Origin of the sequence: Bordetella sp., from assembly GCF_051960075.1 — a bacterium.
GTDB lineage: Bacteria > Pseudomonadota > Gammaproteobacteria > Burkholderiales > Burkholderiaceae_B > Bordetella.
Window position 1 is genome coordinate 52,697 of record NZ_JBQCER010000099.1, and the last position, 14,631, is coordinate 67,327.

Consider the following 14,631-nt stretch of genomic DNA (forward strand, 5'->3'; position numbering starts at 1 on the left):
TTAGGAGGAAAATATCTGAATGAAAATAAATATAAATGAATTTTATCCATGCAAAAATGAATGAGACTATGGATTGGAGCGATATTCGAATCTTTCTCGCCATCGCCCGGGAAGGCAGTCTGGGCGCCGCGGCGCGGGCGCTGGGGCAAACGCAGCCGACCATGGGCCGGCGTCTCAAGGCGCTGGAGCGGCAGATCGGCCACGTGTTGTTCCAGCGAACCCAGCACGGCTTCGTTCCGACGGATGAAGGCCAGACCTTGTTCCTGCATGCCGAACGTATGGAGGTCGAAGCGCTCGCCGCCATCAGAGAGCTGTCGGGCGCGGAAACGCAACTGTCGGGCCTTCTCAGGGTCTCTTGTTCAGACTGGTTCGGGTCGCTGTTGCTCGCCCCTGTCATCGCGGAATTCACTGCCAGCCATCCCGGCGTGACAATCGAACTGCTCACGGATCCGAGGCTCTACAGCCTCCCCCATCGCGAGGCGGATTGCGTCATGCGCATGCTGCCGTTCGAAGACCAGGACGTGGTCAGCAGGCGGCTGCTGCGAACCCGCTACGCGGTCTATGGCCGCCCGGGATCATGGCGTACGAAACCCGGAGAGGGCTCGGGGTGCCGGCTCGTGCTGATGGACACCGCGTTCGGCAACATGCCCGACGTCGCATGGGTGACGCGCATGCTGCCGAATGCGCGCGTTGCGGCGCGCAGCAACAGCCGCGAGGCCCAGGCGCGGCTTTGCGCGCTCGGCGTCGGATTGGCGGTTCTTCCCTGCCCCGTCGGCGATGCAACGCCGGGCATCGAGCCGATCGACCTGGGCGAATCTCCTCCGACGCGGGACACCTGGCTGGGCTATCACCGCGACATGCGCCGGCAACCGCGCTTGAGCAGATTCGTGGAGCTGGTCGTTGCGCGGCTTGCGACGACCGATCCGCAGCCTCAGTCCGGGCCGACGTAGCGTTTTCGGAAAACTCTCATCGACTGCAAGGCGACCGAGTTTGGTAGCATGCCTGCGTTGGATCTCAGCAGGCGACGGGATAGGAGCCCCTACATGCGATTCTTTGACAGGTTTGCCAGACGCCCCGCCGCTTCGCACGCGCTATCCCCGCATTCCGACGGGCAGACCCAACTGCTTGCCAGCCTGCTGGCCATGGCCTGGTTCGTCGAGGCCCGCGATCCCTATACCGGCGGGCATCTTTGGCGGGTTTCGCGTTATGCCCAGCTGCTGGCCAAGGCACTGGGTCTGGCGCCCGCAGAGGTCGCCCGCATCGGCCTAGGCGGTTTTCTGCACGATCTGGGCAAGATCGGAGTGTCCGATGCGATCTTGCGTAAAACGGATCGGTTGACCGATGAGGAATATGCCGTCATCAAGACTCATCCGGCCATGGGCGCGCGCATGCTGGCGGGCCACCCCCTGGCCGAACTGGTGATGGATGCCGTGCGCCTGCATCATGAACGTCCCGACGGAAAAGGCTACCCGCTGGGTCTTGCCGCGAGCGACATTCCGCAAATGGCGCGAATCGTCGGAGTTTGCGATGCCTTCGACGCAATGACCAGTCATCGGCCCTATCGCAGCGGCATGCCCCTGGAGAAAGCGCTGGGCATTCTGGGCAGCGAAAGCGGAACCCAGTTCGACGCGCAAAGCGTCCGAGCGTTGATCGCGCTGGGAGAACGAGGCGATCTGCAGCATGTGATGGGCCATAGCGCCGACGGCATTCCGCTGCAGCAGTGCCCTGCCTGCGGGCCGACGCTGGTGCTGACTCGCCGCAGCGTCAGCGGCCAACTGCTGTATTGCCGCAATTGCAGCACCGAATTCAAGCTGACCGCGGGCGCGGACGGCCTGCGGGCAACGCCGACGGGAAACACAGGCAGTGCGGCGGATCTGACGCCGGAGCTGGATTCGGATCTGATTCAGGAAACCGTCGCCCTCGCGGTCGCGGAGCTGCCGGCAGATCTGATCGGCAAGGTCGACAGCGCCGATTCGAGGACGGCCTAGCCTGCCGCAGGTAGGTTGCTCGCCCTTGCCTATGCGCGAAGGCCGGGGCCTGTCGTCACGCCTTGAGCTCGAAGATCGTGCGGAGGAACGTGATGATATCGTCCCGGCTGAGCATCCCCACGACACGGCGCTCGCGGGTGACCGGCAACTGGTTGACGCCGTTTCGATCCATGGTTTCAAGCGCGCTCCACAGCTCGGCATCGGCGTCGATGCATTTTGCTTTCTCCAGGGCAAGCATGGCCTGATCGACGCGAGTCTGCGCCCATTGATGTCTAGGTATGGCCCTGATCTGGTGCAACGTCGCCAATCCGACCATCTGGCCGCCGTGCTCGACGAGAAAACTGCGCTGGCCTTTGCCCAGCACGAGTCCGTTCACCAGCTCCTGCAGCGTCATGTCCGAAGAGACGGCGGCGCAATGCGCATTCATGGCCTGCGTGACGCGATACCCTGCCATCAGATCTTTCATTCGCACCTGCGTGACCTGGGCGTGCGCGGTGCTGTCCAGAAACCAGCCGACGAACGCAATCCATATCCCGCCCGGATTGCCGCTCAATATCTGCATCACGCCCAGAAAGATCAGCAATAGCCCGAAGATCCGACCTGCGTTTGCAGCGATAAGCGTTGCGCGCTGCAAACTGCCGGTGAGTTTCCAGACAATAGCGCGCAGCACGCGTCCGCCGTCGAGCGGGTAGCCGGGGATCAGGTTGAACAGGACCAGGGCAACGTTGACGTAGGCTAGATAACCGACTATGCCGAGCAGCGGTTCCATGCCCGCAAACAAGGGCTGCGCCACATAGAACAGGATCGCAAGAACCAGGCTTACCAGGGGGCCGGCGATCGCGATGAAAAATTCGGCCAGGGCGCCGGGCGGTTCAGCGCCGATTTGCGCGACGCCGCCAAAAATGAAAAGCGTGATACCGCGCACCGGGATCTTGTAGCGCAAGGCGACGGCCGCATGTCCCAGCTCATGCAGCAGCACGCACACAAACATCATGACAGCAGTTGCCGCTCCGGCCGCCCAATAAAGAAGTTGCGACGATTGCCCGTATCCGGCCGGAAAGTAACCGGTCGCCAGGGCCCAGGTCAGCAGAGCGAAAACGACAAACCAGGAATAATCCAAATCTATGGAAATCCCCATGATTCTGCATAATGGAATGCTGTGTCTGGTCAAGTGCTTTCCGCTTTTTTCAGATGAGCGATCCCGGTTCTGCGTGCGGCGTTTGGCCGTCGCTGCGTCGATCGATTGATTTCGGGGAATGTCTCTCGACCATCTGCTTCGCACAGGGCGAAGAGGATGGCCCAAACAGAAAGTTAGGTGAGATCGTTCGAGCGCGACTTGATGCAGATCAACGCCGGCAGGTCCGTGCGCACCGAATTCGAAAAGAGAGTTGGCCGGGCCCCATTTGTGGCGGCCATGCTCGGCATGCTGGTTTGACCTCCCGTGAATTTCATGGATAACTTGCCAGGTATGCACTCTTTCAGGAATCCAACATGTCTCTGCATGCTTGGCTCGCCTTCGTTGGCGCGAGCCTTATTCTTCTGCTGATCCCCGGTCCGACCATCCTGCTCGTCATCGGCGACACGCTGGCCAATCGCGGCCGATCGGCCTGGAGCACGATCTCGGGCGTCGCTGCCGGCGATATCACGTCGATGTCGATTTCGCTCGCAGGTGCAGGCGCCCTCCTCGCGGCTTCCGCCACGGCCTTCATCGTGCTCAAGGTCATGGGCGGCACGTATCTGCTCTATCTGGGCGCGAAGTCCATTTTGAGTGCGCGGCGCCTGCGCGACGACGCGGTGCAGGCCGCTTTGCCGATACTGCATAAGTCCGCACGCCAGCGCTTCGTCACGGCATGGACCGTGACCGCGCTCAATCCCAAGAGCATTGTCTTTTTCGTGGCATTCGTGCCGCAGTTCATTTCGGCCGATCACAGCTTCATCGCGCAGTGCGCCGTCCTGCTGCCGACTTTCGTACTGTTCGCGTCCGCCAGCGCGTCCATGTATGCCCTGGCGGCCAGGCGGCTTTCGATCCACCTGACCAGCGCGGCCGCACAGCGGCGCTTCGGTTATGTCGGCGGCGCGGTGCTGCTCGGCGCGGGCGCGATCACCCTCGGCATGAGGGCCTGACGGCATGGTTGCACGCAGGCTTATTCTGGTATTTGCTGCAGGCCTGATAGGCCTGCAGCAGGTGGCCCAGGCCCGGACGATCTGCACCCTCGTAGTCGATGCCGGGACAGGCAAGACGCGCTTCGAACAAGGCGACTGCGCGACGCGCGTGACGCCTGCCTCGACTGCCAAGATCGCGTTCGCCGTGATGGGCTACGACGCGGGCTTTCTCAAGAACGAGCACGATCCGATCCTGCCCTACAAGCAAGGCTATGTAGATTGGGGCGGCCAGGCCTGGCGACAGCCGACCGACCCGGTGCGCTGGCTCAAATATTCGGTCGTCTGGTTCTCCCAGCAAATCACGCATGCGCTGGGCGAAAAGACGCTGCATCGTTATGCGCTGAAGTTAGGCTACGGCAACGCCGATTTTTCCGGCGACCCAGGCAGGCATAACGGCCTGGAGCGGGCGTGGATCGCCTCGTCGCTGAAGATCTCGCCGCAAGAGCAGGTCGCTTTCCTGTCCAAGCTGGTGAACCGGCAGCTGCCGGTTAGCGCGCATGCCATCGACATGACGCTGAACATCGTGGAAAAACATCCGGTAGCGGACGGCTGGATCGTGCACGGCAAGACCGGTATGGCCTATCCGCGCAAGCCCGATTACACCTTCGACGAGGACCACCCCTGGGGCTGGTTCGTCGGCTGGGCCGAAAAAAACGGCCGCACTGTGGTCTTTGCCCGGCTGGTTCAAGACGAAAAGAAAATCCCCGATACTGCCGGCAATCGCACGCGCGATGCCATGTATTCTGAACTGCCCACGCTTTTGCGCGGCCTGTGACGCAACTCGCGCTCCAACTTTTACACGAGACCACCCATGAGCGAATTTTCCGCCGATATCTACACCGAACCCTCCGATCTCGATTTCGACACGCTGAAAAATCTCGGCCCGCTGTCGGGCATGGCCGGCATATGGCAAGGCACGCGCGGGCTGGACGTCAAACCCAAGGCCGAAGGGCCGAAGAAGCAGGCTTTCGTCGAGCGCATCGAGCTGCAGCCCATCGACCCCCAGACCAACGGGCCGCAGTTGTTCTACGGTTTGCGTTATCACACCCACATTGTCAAGCCCGATCAGGTCAAGACGTATCACGACCAGGTCGGCTACTGGCTCTGGGAGCCGGCGACCGGTGCAATCATCCACACGCTGACCATACCTCGTGGCCAGACCGCGATGGCAGGCGGCACGGCCGCAGCGGATTCCAAAGAATTCGAGCTGGTGGCCACGCGTGGCATCGAAACCTACGGCATCTGTTCGAACCCTTTCCTTGAATATGCCTTCAAGACCGTCGAATTCCGCATCCAGGTAAAGATCAATCCCGATGGAACCTGGTCCTACGAGCAGGACACCGTGATGATGATTCGCGGCCAGGAGGAACCCTTTCACCACACCGACCGCAATACGCTCAGCAAGATCGGCGAACCCACGCCCAATCCGATGGCGGCGAAATAGAACGGCCCGGTTTTGCTGTCTGGCGCCCGTGCGGCGCGGGGCGACTGCGGCGCAGGCAGGCCTGTTCATGATTTCGTCGCCGGTGTTTTGTAAAATTCGTCCTGAGAATAGATTTAAAACGGATGCCCCATGGCCGGCCACGACCACTCCAAGCACGACGATCATGACCATGGACATGAGCACCATGGCCACGGCCACGCCGGCCACGATCATCTGCACGGCATCACGGATCAGCGCCGCATAGGCTGGGCCTTCGTCGTCATCGCGTTGTTCATGGTGGTGGAGATCGTCGGCGGCATGATCTCCGGTTCGCTGGCGCTGCTGGCCGATGCCGGCCACATGTTGAGCGATACCGTGGCGCTGGGATTCAGTTGGGCGGCGATCCACTACGGCAAGCGCCCTGCCACCTCGCGGCTCACCTATGGCTACAAGCGACTCGAAGTGCTCGCGGCCTTCGTCAACGGCTGTGCCCTCTTCGTCATCGCGGCCTGGATCGTGATCGAAGCGATCGCCCGTTTCGCCGCGCCGGTGCCGGTGGTCGGCAAGACCATGCTGGCGGTTGCTTTTGCCGGCCTGGCTGCCAATATCGTGGCCTTCTTGGTGCTGCACGGCGGCAACCGCGAAAACCTCAATATGCGCGGCGCCTGGCTGCACGTGATGGGCGACATGCTGGGCTCGGTCGCCGCCATCGTAGCCGCGGTCGTCATTCTTGCCACCGGCTGGATGCCCATCGACCCCATCCTGTCCGTCGTGGTCGCGGTCATCATCCTCAAGAGCGCCTGGGGCGTCGTCAAATCATCGGCTCACATCCTGCTCGAAGGCACGCCGGTGGGCGTCACCCTGGCCGACATCAAGGCAGATCTCGAAACCCACGTGCCCGAGATCCGCGACGCCCACCATATCCATGCCTGGTCCATCACAGGCGAGCAGCATATGGTCACTTTGCACGTGCTGCCCGCAGGCGGCATCGCTGCGCGCGAGGTCGTGGGCGCCGTGCAGCGCCGCCTGGCCGTGCGCTTCAGCATCGCACATGCCACGGTGCAGGTCGAGGAAGACGTCTGCCTCGATGCGCCGGATCACGACGGAACGACCACCTGCTGCCTGGAACGCTGATCACTGCGCAACCGCATCGCGCTATCCCCTGGATTCAACCTTGAACGCACCTTCCGATTTTTCGCACAGGCCGCGGCCGTTGCGCCTGGCCGTCATCGCACTGATTTCGCTGCTACTCTTCTCGTTGTTCTGTGCCTTGGGCGTATGGCAGATCCATCGTCGCGCCTGGAAGCTGGACTTGATCGCCAGAGTGGACAGCCGGGTGCACCAGCGCCCCGTGCAGGCGCCGCTCAGGCCGCAGTGGCCGACTGTGAAGGCGGCGGCCGACGAGTATCTTCCGGTGCGCGCCAGCGGCACGTTCCTGTACGACAAGCAAACCCTGGTGCAGGCGGTTACCGACTATGGCAGCGGTTATTGGGTGCTGACGCCGCTGCAGCGCGGCGACGGCGAACTGGTGATGGTGAACCGGGGGTTCGTGCTGCCCGAATGGCGCAAGCAGACGAATACCGAGCCGTCGTCGGGTCCGGCCGATGTGGTCGGGCTGATGCGCATGGACGAGCCCAAAGGCGCCTTCCTGCGCCATAACGAGCCCGCCATCGACTTCTGGTACACGCGCGACCTGCAAGGCATCGCCGCCAAGCGGGGCCTGGGGCCGGTGGCACCTTATTTCATCGACATGCAGACCGGCCCGGGCGCGCAGTCCGACCCCAAGGCCGGGCCGGTGCCGGGGCTGACACGGGTGCGGTTTCCCAACAACCACCTGAGTTATCTGATCACCTGGTTCGCGATGGCGGCGATGACGCTGGTCGGCGCGTTCCTGCTCTGGCGCGACGAATGGCGCCGGGGCAGTCGGATCAAGAAATAAGTGCTTCTTCGCGAAAGAGCTGTGCGATGAAATGCCGCCGCGCGGCGCGGTAGGCGTCGCTGTGCAAGCCATGATCGCGCGCCGCCATGAAGAGCTGGCGCTGATGCGATCGCGCCGCCAGAAAAGGCAGCGCCGGCCCCAGCGTCTGGGTTGATGCGGCGTCGGCGGGCGTGCCGGCCGCTTTTTCCAGCGTGAGATGCAGCCGCTCTTCCCAGAGCAGCAGGCTGGCGAGCTTGGCCAGCTTGCTGCGCGGATGATGATGCGCAGCCAAGGCCAGCGCAGGCGCCTCTTTGAGCCACTGCGTCATCTGCTCGGCAGACAGCGGCGGGCACACCGCCCGGCCCTGCACGGCATCGGCCTCTAGTATGGCTGCGGCCTCGAGCATGTCCGCGCTGTCCACGCCTTCGACCAGGACCAACTTGCCCAGCGTGTGGCCCAGCCGCGTGAGCCGATGAATGAAGAACAGCACATTGGTCGGATCTTTATCGACCTGCGAGACGATGCTGCGGTCGATCTTGATGGTGTTGAACGGCAACTGGCGCAGGCGATCCAGGCTGCTGTGCCCTGCGCCCAGATCGTCCGCCGTGATGTTGATGCCCATGTTCTTGATTTGCGCCAGGGTCTGCGCGGCGGCCGCATCGAGCTCTTCCGAAGGCTCGGGCAGGTCGAGAATGTGCAGCGTCAGCAGCTGCGCGGGGCAGTCGTGCCGCGCCATGGCAGCCTGTATTTCGCGCAGGTAGCGCGGGTCGCCTAGCGCGCGGTAGCGCAGGTTGATGCCCAGGCGTCTGTCCCCCAGGCCGGCACGGCGCCAGGATTCGCGGTCAGCCATGGCCTGGTGAATGCCGAGCGAATAAAACGTGAAGAATTCGTCGGACGACAGCAGCGGCTGGACCGTGGACGGAGGCAGATCCTGGTCGCCGTCCTGCAGATGAGCCAGGGCATAGATGCCCACCGCCACGCCCGAGGGCAACGAGATCACGGGCTGATAGCGCATGCGCAGCCCCTGACCTTGGTGGATGAGCATGGCCCAGCGCTGGCGCGCGTTGTAAGACATGCCCGGAATGGGGCCGGAGAGCTTGTGCAGTTGCGTGCAGGCAAACAGCAGCAGAGTGCGCAACTGTTCGATAAAAGCCTTCTGGTCCGCCGATACCAGGCCGCCCGGGTATTTGCCGTACAGGCACAGCACGGAGATGGGCGTGTCGTCGGCGCGGCACAACGGAATCGCAACGATCGAGCGAAAATCGGCGTGCCGGGTAAAGAAGGGCTGCCAGCGCCGCATGAGCGGATCGAGGTCGACGTTCAGGCTGCACTCGGTGCGTGTGCTGAACCAGGCGCGGCCCATCATGCCGTGTCCATGTTCGCCTTCGCAGTAGGCGTCGGGCATGTCGCTTTGTGCGTCGATTTCCATCAGGCATTGCTTGGTCTGCGGGGTGCCGGCGATGTACTCGTAATGAAAAATGCCCTGCGCATCGGGTTTGGCGAATGAGCAGCCGGTCAGACCGTCGTGGCGCACCAGGATGGCCGCCGCCTGGGCGATCAGGTCGGCATAGTTGTCGGTTTCCCATACCAGCCGGATGATCTCCTGCAGCAGGCTCTGCCTTTGGGTGTGGACCTTCTGGTAGGCTTCGGCCTGCCACGCCAGGCTGCACATCAGGCGCTGGCTCAAGATCGCCATTGCCTGGGCATGTTCGCGCGCGTCGATATTGTGTTCGACGGCCCGATGCAGGATTTCCTGCTCGCGCATCAGGCCGATCTGCGGCAGACCGAGCTGCGTATACAGATGCCCCAGGCGCAAGGCCTCGCTGCGGTGCCGCTCGGGCGTGAGCTCGGGCGAGGCCAGGTCGAGCAGATTGCCGGTCTGCCAGGCTTTGAAGCGCTCCAGTTCCGGTTCGGACAGCATCTTGCGCAGGATGTCGCTCAACATCGCCTCCTGCCCCACGTGCTGCTGGAAAAACGCCGCAATATCGGACGCACGCGCCTGCATCGACTGATGTAAAGGCGCCAGCAATGCCGCGCTAGCCGGACCATACAAAGACGTCGGTTCGTGGCGCTCGGAGACCGTGCCGTTGGCGTTCATGTGAAACATGATACATAGCGTATCGACCCCTGGCCAATAAGCCCTGGAAACTTGGTAAATTAATCAACTCTTCGCAGCGCACCGGCGCCTTCCATCCCATCGACATGCTCCGAGTTTCCCTCTCGCTTGCCACTCTGGCTTTCCTGCTTACCGCTTGCGGATCCAACCCGCAAAAATCGGTCTACGAAGAGGAAAATTTTGTCCAGAACCAGACTTATTCGCGCTCTTTCGATACTGGCTACAAGGTCGCCTGCGACGCCGGGCGCCGGGCCTTGCTCAGCCAGGGATACAGCATCGACAGGTCGACTGGAGACCTGGTTTCGGGCCACAAGAACTTCGTCGACCAGGAAGGCCGCAACACGCAGATCACCTTCAACGTCAATTGCGCGCCTGACAGCACCGGCCCGAACCATTCACAAGTGTTCGCCAACGCCATCCAGGACAGCTTCTCGCTCAAGAAGACCTCGACCGCTGCCAGCGTGGGCGTGAGCGTACTGGGCAGCGTGTCGCTGCCTTTCATGTCGTCGGACGACGCGCTGGTCAAAACCAGTTCAATGACGGTAACGCGCCCCCAGTTCTACAGCGGCTTCTTCGATCTGCTGCATCAGTACCTTTCCGTCGCCCAGCTGGAGCAGCCTGTGGCTGCCCAGAAAAAACCCGCTGCACCGGCCCCCGCCCCAGCCCCTACCCCGATCGTCACCCCCACGGTGCCGCTGACGCCGGAAAACACGGGCATACCTAAGCCTGCGCCCGAAACCAAGACCGAGACGCCGGCGCCCAAGACTGAGCCTGTGCCCGCCTCGCCGACGCCGGCTCCCGCCGCGACCCCCGTACCTGCTCCCGCCGTGCCTGCGCCCACCTCGTCGACCACGTCCGACCCCGCGCCAGCCGTTGACGCCGCTGCCGCCAAATCCGCGCAGTGATTCGTACTGCGTCGATTGGGACGGATCGTTCCGCCCACGAGGCTATATGCGGCGGTACAGTTTGCCCATAATTCGCGCTTTTCCTATTTCTCAAGAGGCAATCCATCATGTTTCCCAAATGCGAAGACGGCGGCAAGCTGATTCTGCGACTGGTCCTGGGCCTGCTCATCCTGTTCCACGGCGTCTGGAAACTGCAGCATGGCGTCGGCTTTATCGGCGATATGCTGGTCAAGCACGGCCTGCCCGGTGCCCTGGGCTATCTGGTTTACATCGGCGAGGTCGTCGCGCCCTTGATGATCGTTCTGGGCATTCTGGGCCGCTTCGGCGCCCTGATCATCGTCATCAACATGGTTGTGGCTGTGGCGCTGGTGCACACCGGCCAGCTCTTCACCGCCAATCCCAAGACCGGCGGCTATGCGCTAGAACTCGATTTCATGTATCTGTTCGGCGCCCTGTCGCTGCTGGCATCGGGCATGGGCCGCTTCGTGATCGGCGGCTCCCGGCTGAACTGACGCCCGACGTCTTATCGGACGGGCCGTCACGCCGGGCGCGACGGCCCGTTTGCTTTGGTTTGCACGCTCAGGCCGCGGTGCGGGATCGATGCCCGGCGACGGCAAGACCGAAGGGCGCAGCATGAGGGCCTAGTGAAGGCGCGGTATAAAGGCATATGCAGACCGTGGGCCGCAGGCCCGCCAGGAGCCCATGCTTGAATTCCATCTACGACTTTTCTGCCATCGGCATCGACGGTCACGCGCGCCGTCTGGCGGACTACGCCGGACAGGTGCTGCTGATCGTCAACGTGGCGTCGCACTGCGGTTTCACGTCGCAATACGAGGGACTGGAAGCGCTGCAGCGCACCTATGCCGACCGCGGCTTCTCGGTGCTAGGCTTTCCCTGCAATCAATTCGGCCGCCAGGAGCCGGGCAGCGAGGCCGAAATACTCGGCTTTTGCGAGCTACGATATGGCGTGAGCTTTCCCATGTTTGCCAAGGTCGAAGTCAACGGCGACAAGGTGCATCCGGTCTATCGCTGGCTCAAGTCGCGCAAGCGCGGTGTGCTGGGCACCCAGGCGATCAAATGGAATTTCACCAAATTTCTGACAGGCCGCGACGGCCAGGTTATCGCCCGCTATGCGCCCGCCGATACGCCGCAATCTTTACGCCCGGACATCGAATCGGCGCTGACACGGGGCAAGCCGGTATGATGCACGGCTCTGTCTGAGAGCATCCCGGGCCGGCATCGACGGCCTTGCCATCCCCTCGCCCTTCAACACGCAGCAGGATCGCAGCAATGATCGACCTCTACTACTGGACCACGCCCAACGGGCACAAGATCACCCTCTTTCTCGAGGAAACCGGTCTGCCCTATGCCATCCATCCGATCAATATCGGCAAGGGCGATCAGTTTCAGCCCGAGTTCCTCAAGATCTCTCCCAACAATCGCATTCCCGCCATCGTCGACCAGGCGCCGACCGACGGCGGCGCACCGATTTCGGTGTTCGAATCGGGTGCGATTCTGATGTACTTGGCGGAGAAGACCGGTCGTTTCATTCCTTCCGACCTGCGGGGCCGCGTCCAGGTCATGGAGTGGCTCTTCTGGCAGATGGGCGGCCTGGGCCCCATGGCCGGGCAGAACCATCACTTTTCTGGCTATGCGCCCGAGCCTATTCCCTATGCCATCGAGCGCTATGTGAAAGAGACCAACCGCCTTTACGGCGTGCTCGATCGCCGCTTGGCTGACAGGCCCTTCGTGGCGGGCAGCGAGTACTCGATCGCCGACATGGCCTGTTACCCCTGGATCGTGCCGCACGAGCGGCAGGGCCAGAAGCTCGAAGACTTTCCCAATCTGCGGCGCTGGTTCGAAGCGGTCGCGGCGCGGCCGGCAACCGTGCGCGCCTACCAGAAGGCCAAGGAAGTCAACACCGCGCCGTCGGTGAGCGATGAGACCTCGCGCCGCATCCTGTTCGGCCAGACGGCCCAGTCCGCCAAGTGGTGAGGGTCGTCACCATGTTGCATACGGCGCGCGTCGGAGGGTGCGGAACCTACCGCGAAAATACATGCTCGAGCCGCGCGGCGAGCGCTGCGCGCTGGGCTGCCCTGACCATGCTGACCGCGGGACTTTTGGCCGGCTGCGGCAGTTCGCCGCCTGACAACATCAGCCTGCAGGCCGGCGGACCGGCTTCATCGACGGTCCCGCCCTCCTCTTTTGTCGCCTCGACGCCAGGCGCCGCAGCCGCCGCAGCGCCCGGCCAGTTGCGCGAAGTGCGCACCGACCCGGTGCGCTGGGAGCAGACCAAGCCGGGATGCCAGGGCCGGCAATGCCCCGCAATCACGCTGGACAGCCTGGCTTTTCCCGGTTTGCCCAAGCTGACGGTCGCGATCGACCAGATGCTCTCGAGCATGACGGGCGTGGATAAAAACTTGAGCGGCGTCTATGGCAATGTGCCCGGCTATGCCGCCTATTTCTGGCGCACCGCGCAAGACGGCGACCATACCTGGCTGCGCGCGCGGCTGCGCGGCGTGGTGGGCAACGCGATCAGCGTCGAACTGGACTCCACGCAGCAGATTGCGGGCGCGGCCCATCCTATTCCGGCGACTCACTTCCTGCTGTGGAGCCGCAGAGCCGACAGGCAGATCCATCTGGACGACGTGCTGACCGACGGCGGGCATGCGCAGTATCTGGCAGCCTTGCGCGAGGCCTATGGCCTGTGGCTCAAGACGAATCCGGGATATGAGAGGGATCCGACGGGATACGCCAGGCTATGGCCTTTCGCGGAGAGCGACAATATGGCGTTGACCGCGCAAGGGCTGGTGGTGAAGTACGACGCTTACACCATTGCGCCGTACTCGTATGGGCAGCCCGAGATCGTGCTGCCCTGGGCCACGGCCCGCACTTTCGTGCGGCCCGAGTTTCTGCCGGACTGATTTACGGATACAGGCCGCGTTCTTCACGCGCCTGCAAGATGCGAGAACACGCCACAATGAAGGCCGCGGTGCGCAAGCTTACCTTGTGCTCGCGGGCCGTAAGGGCGATTGCCGCGTAGGCTTCGCGCATCAGGCGTTCCAGACGCTGGTTGATTTCGTCCTCGCTCCAGAAAAAGCTGGAGAAATCCTGCACCCATTCGAAGTAGCTCACCGTGACGCCGCCGGCATTGGCCAATACGTCGGGTACCAGGTACACGCCGTTGTCGTGCAGGATATCGTCGGCAGCCGGCGTGGTGGGGCCGTTGGCGCCTTCTACGACGATCTTGGCGCGGATCTTCGCGGCATTGCTTTCGTTGATCTGGTTTTCCAGCGCTGCGGGGATGAGGAATTCGGTTTCCACCGACCAGAAATCGGCCGGAGCGATCGGCTGCGCACCGGCGAAACCGCCTACGCCGCCATGGGCAGCGACGTGCTTGAGCAGCGCGGGAACGTCCAGGCCGGCGGCATTGTGGATGGCGCCGGTGTGATCCTGCACGGCGATGATCTTGGCGCCAGCTTCGCTGAACAGGCGCGCCGCGGTGCCGCCCACGTTGCCGAAGCCCTGCACGATGACCCGGGCGCCGGCGACGGGCACGTTCTGGTCGCGCGCGGCTTCGCAGCCGACGACGAACACGCCGCGGCCGGTGGCGTCGACGCGGCCCAGGCTGCCGCCCAGAGAAATCGGCTTGCCGGTGACCACGCCCGTGGCGGTGGCGCCGCTGTTCATGGAATAGGTATCCATCATCCAGGCCATGACCTGGGAATTGGTGTTGACGTCGGGCGCGGGGATGTCTTTGGACGGTCCGATGATGACGCCGATTTCCGAGGTATAGCGGCGGGTCATGCGCTCGAGCTCGGATCTGGACAAGGTGCGCGGATCGACGCGGATGCCACCCTTGGCGCCGCCGTAGGGCAGATTCACCGCCGCATTCTTGATGGACATCCAGGCCGACAGGGCCATGACTTCGGAGAGCGTGACGTCCTGGTGAAAGCGCACTCCGCCCTTGCCCGGCCCGCGCGAGACGTTGTGCTGCACGCGGTAGCCTTCGAAGTGGGCGATGCGACCGTCATCCATCTCGATGGGCACATCGACGATAAGAGCCCGCTTCGGGCGCTTGAGCGTTTCGACCCAGCGCGCCAGATGACCTAGATAGG

General features: G+C 63.0%; 15 protein-coding genes. 12 read left to right on the top strand and 3 right to left on the bottom strand.

Annotation, left to right across the window (positions count from 1 at the left end; genetic code table 11):
- Positions 1 to 68: 68 nt before the first annotated feature.
- Both ACTHJ1_RS17710 and ACTHJ1_RS17715 read left to right on the top strand, forming a co-directional pair.
- Positions 69 to 950, top strand: coding sequence for a LysR family transcriptional regulator (locus tag ACTHJ1_RS17710; RefSeq protein ID WP_440195226.1), 882 nt, complete (start codon positions 69 to 71; stop codon positions 948 to 950).
- A 93-nt stretch (positions 951 to 1,043) separates the two neighbouring features.
- Positions 1,044 to 1,988, top strand: coding sequence for an HD-GYP domain-containing protein (locus ACTHJ1_RS17715; RefSeq protein WP_440195229.1), 945 nt, complete (start codon positions 1,044 to 1,046; stop codon positions 1,986 to 1,988).
- 55 nt (positions 1,989 to 2,043) lie between these two features.
- On the opposite strand, the gene ACTHJ1_RS17720 is transcribed toward ACTHJ1_RS17715, so the two are convergent.
- On the bottom strand, positions 2,044 to 3,126 hold the full coding sequence (locus tag ACTHJ1_RS17720; protein WP_440195231.1) for a site-2 protease family protein: 1,083 nt from the start codon (positions 3,124 to 3,126) through the stop codon (positions 2,044 to 2,046).
- Positions 3,127 to 3,479: 353 nt separating this feature from the next.
- On the opposite strand from ACTHJ1_RS17720, the gene ACTHJ1_RS17725 reads away from it, so the two are divergent.
- From ACTHJ1_RS17725 to ACTHJ1_RS17745, 5 genes are all read left to right on the top strand, one after another.
- Positions 3,480 to 4,112: a LysE family translocator gene (locus ACTHJ1_RS17725; RefSeq protein ID WP_440195233.1), complete on the top strand. Its 633-nt coding sequence runs from the start codon at positions 3,480 to 3,482 to the stop codon at positions 4,110 to 4,112.
- A gap of 4 nt (positions 4,113 to 4,116) precedes the next feature.
- The gene (gene blaOXA, locus ACTHJ1_RS17730; protein ID WP_440195236.1) at positions 4,117 to 4,926 is read left to right on the top strand and encodes a class D beta-lactamase; all 810 of its coding nucleotides are present in this window, start codon (positions 4,117 to 4,119) and stop codon (positions 4,924 to 4,926) included.
- Positions 4,927 to 4,962: 36 nt separating this feature from the next.
- Positions 4,963 to 5,595 (top strand): FABP family protein, encoded by a 633-nt coding sequence (locus ACTHJ1_RS17735; RefSeq protein ID WP_440195238.1) that lies wholly within the window; start codon positions 4,963 to 4,965, stop codon positions 5,593 to 5,595.
- Positions 5,596 to 5,724: 129 nt separating this feature from the next.
- On the top strand, positions 5,725 to 6,708 hold the full coding sequence (locus tag ACTHJ1_RS17740) for a cation diffusion facilitator family transporter (protein ID WP_440195241.1): 984 nt from the start codon (positions 5,725 to 5,727) through the stop codon (positions 6,706 to 6,708).
- 40 nt (positions 6,709 to 6,748) lie between these two features.
- A complete protein-coding gene (locus ACTHJ1_RS17745; protein ID WP_440195244.1) occupies positions 6,749 to 7,513 on the top strand; it encodes an SURF1 family protein in 765 nt (254 codons plus the stop codon).
- Here the strand turns inward: ACTHJ1_RS17745 and ACTHJ1_RS17750 are convergent.
- Positions 7,503 to 9,599 carry an EAL domain-containing protein gene (locus ACTHJ1_RS17750; RefSeq protein ID WP_440195247.1) on the bottom strand — a complete coding sequence of 699 codons (2,097 nt, stop codon included), beginning with the start codon at positions 9,597 to 9,599 and terminating at the stop codon, positions 7,503 to 7,505. The two genes, ACTHJ1_RS17745 and ACTHJ1_RS17750, sit on opposite strands and share 11 nt — an antisense overlap.
- Positions 9,600 to 9,694: 95 nt before the next feature.
- On the opposite strand from ACTHJ1_RS17750, the gene ACTHJ1_RS17755 reads away from it, so the two are divergent.
- The 5 genes from ACTHJ1_RS17755 (at position 9,695) to ACTHJ1_RS17775 (ending at position 13,437) form a co-directional block, all read left to right on the top strand.
- Complete coding sequence (locus ACTHJ1_RS17755) at positions 9,695 to 10,513, top strand: DUF2242 domain-containing protein (protein ID WP_440195250.1); 819 nt, start codon at positions 9,695 to 9,697, stop codon at positions 10,511 to 10,513.
- 107 nt (positions 10,514 to 10,620) lie between these two features.
- Positions 10,621 to 11,025, top strand: a complete 405-nt coding sequence (locus tag ACTHJ1_RS17760; RefSeq protein ID WP_440195253.1) for a DoxX family protein — start codon at positions 10,621 to 10,623, stop codon at positions 11,023 to 11,025.
- A 194-nt stretch (positions 11,026 to 11,219) separates the two neighbouring features.
- Positions 11,220 to 11,717, top strand: coding sequence for a glutathione peroxidase (locus ACTHJ1_RS17765; protein ID WP_440195256.1), 498 nt, complete (start codon positions 11,220 to 11,222; stop codon positions 11,715 to 11,717).
- An 86-nt stretch (positions 11,718 to 11,803) separates the two neighbouring features.
- Entirely contained in the window at positions 11,804 to 12,508 is a 705-nt protein-coding gene (locus ACTHJ1_RS17770; protein ID WP_440195259.1) for a glutathione binding-like protein, read from the top strand.
- 11 nt (positions 12,509 to 12,519) lie between these two features.
- Positions 12,520 to 13,437, top strand: coding sequence for an RsiV family protein (locus ACTHJ1_RS17775; RefSeq protein ID WP_440195262.1), 918 nt, complete (start codon positions 12,520 to 12,522; stop codon positions 13,435 to 13,437).
- 1 nt (position 13,438) lies between these two features.
- Here the strand turns inward: ACTHJ1_RS17775 and ACTHJ1_RS17780 are convergent.
- A partial coding sequence (locus ACTHJ1_RS17780; protein ID WP_440195265.1) for a Glu/Leu/Phe/Val family dehydrogenase occupies positions 13,439 to 14,631 on the bottom strand: 1,193 nt, incomplete at its 5' end.

Bases quoted from the DNA above. Each gene is read 5' to 3' on its own strand.
- ACTHJ1_RS17710 (WP_440195226.1), top strand. From the start codon at position 69: ATGGATTGGAGCGATATTCGAATCTTTCTCGCCATCGCCCGGGAAGGC.
- ACTHJ1_RS17725 (WP_440195233.1), top strand. From the start codon at position 3,480: ATGTCTCTGCATGCTTGGCTCGCCTTCGTTGGCGCGAGCCTTATTCTT.
- ACTHJ1_RS17770 (WP_440195259.1), top strand. From the start codon at position 11,804: ATGATCGACCTCTACTACTGGACCACGCCCAACGGGCACAAGATCACC.
- blaOXA (WP_440195236.1), top strand. From the start codon at position 4,117: ATGGTTGCACGCAGGCTTATTCTGGTATTTGCTGCAGGCCTGATAGGC.
- ACTHJ1_RS17750 (WP_440195247.1), bottom strand. From the start codon at position 9,599: ATGTTTCACATGAACGCCAACGGCACGGTCTCCGAGCGCCACGAACCG.
- ACTHJ1_RS17715 (WP_440195229.1), top strand. From the start codon at position 1,044: ATGCGATTCTTTGACAGGTTTGCCAGACGCCCCGCCGCTTCGCACGCG.
- ACTHJ1_RS17735 (WP_440195238.1), top strand. From the start codon at position 4,963: ATGAGCGAATTTTCCGCCGATATCTACACCGAACCCTCCGATCTCGAT.
- ACTHJ1_RS17720 (WP_440195231.1), bottom strand. From the start codon at position 3,126: ATGGGGATTTCCATAGATTTGGATTATTCCTGGTTTGTCGTTTTCGCT.
- ACTHJ1_RS17755 (WP_440195250.1), top strand. From the start codon at position 9,695: ATGCTCCGAGTTTCCCTCTCGCTTGCCACTCTGGCTTTCCTGCTTACC.
- ACTHJ1_RS17740 (WP_440195241.1), top strand. From the start codon at position 5,725: ATGGCCGGCCACGACCACTCCAAGCACGACGATCATGACCATGGACAT.
- ACTHJ1_RS17775 (WP_440195262.1), top strand. From the start codon at position 12,520: ATGTTGCATACGGCGCGCGTCGGAGGGTGCGGAACCTACCGCGAAAAT.
- ACTHJ1_RS17760 (WP_440195253.1), top strand. From the start codon at position 10,621: ATGTTTCCCAAATGCGAAGACGGCGGCAAGCTGATTCTGCGACTGGTC.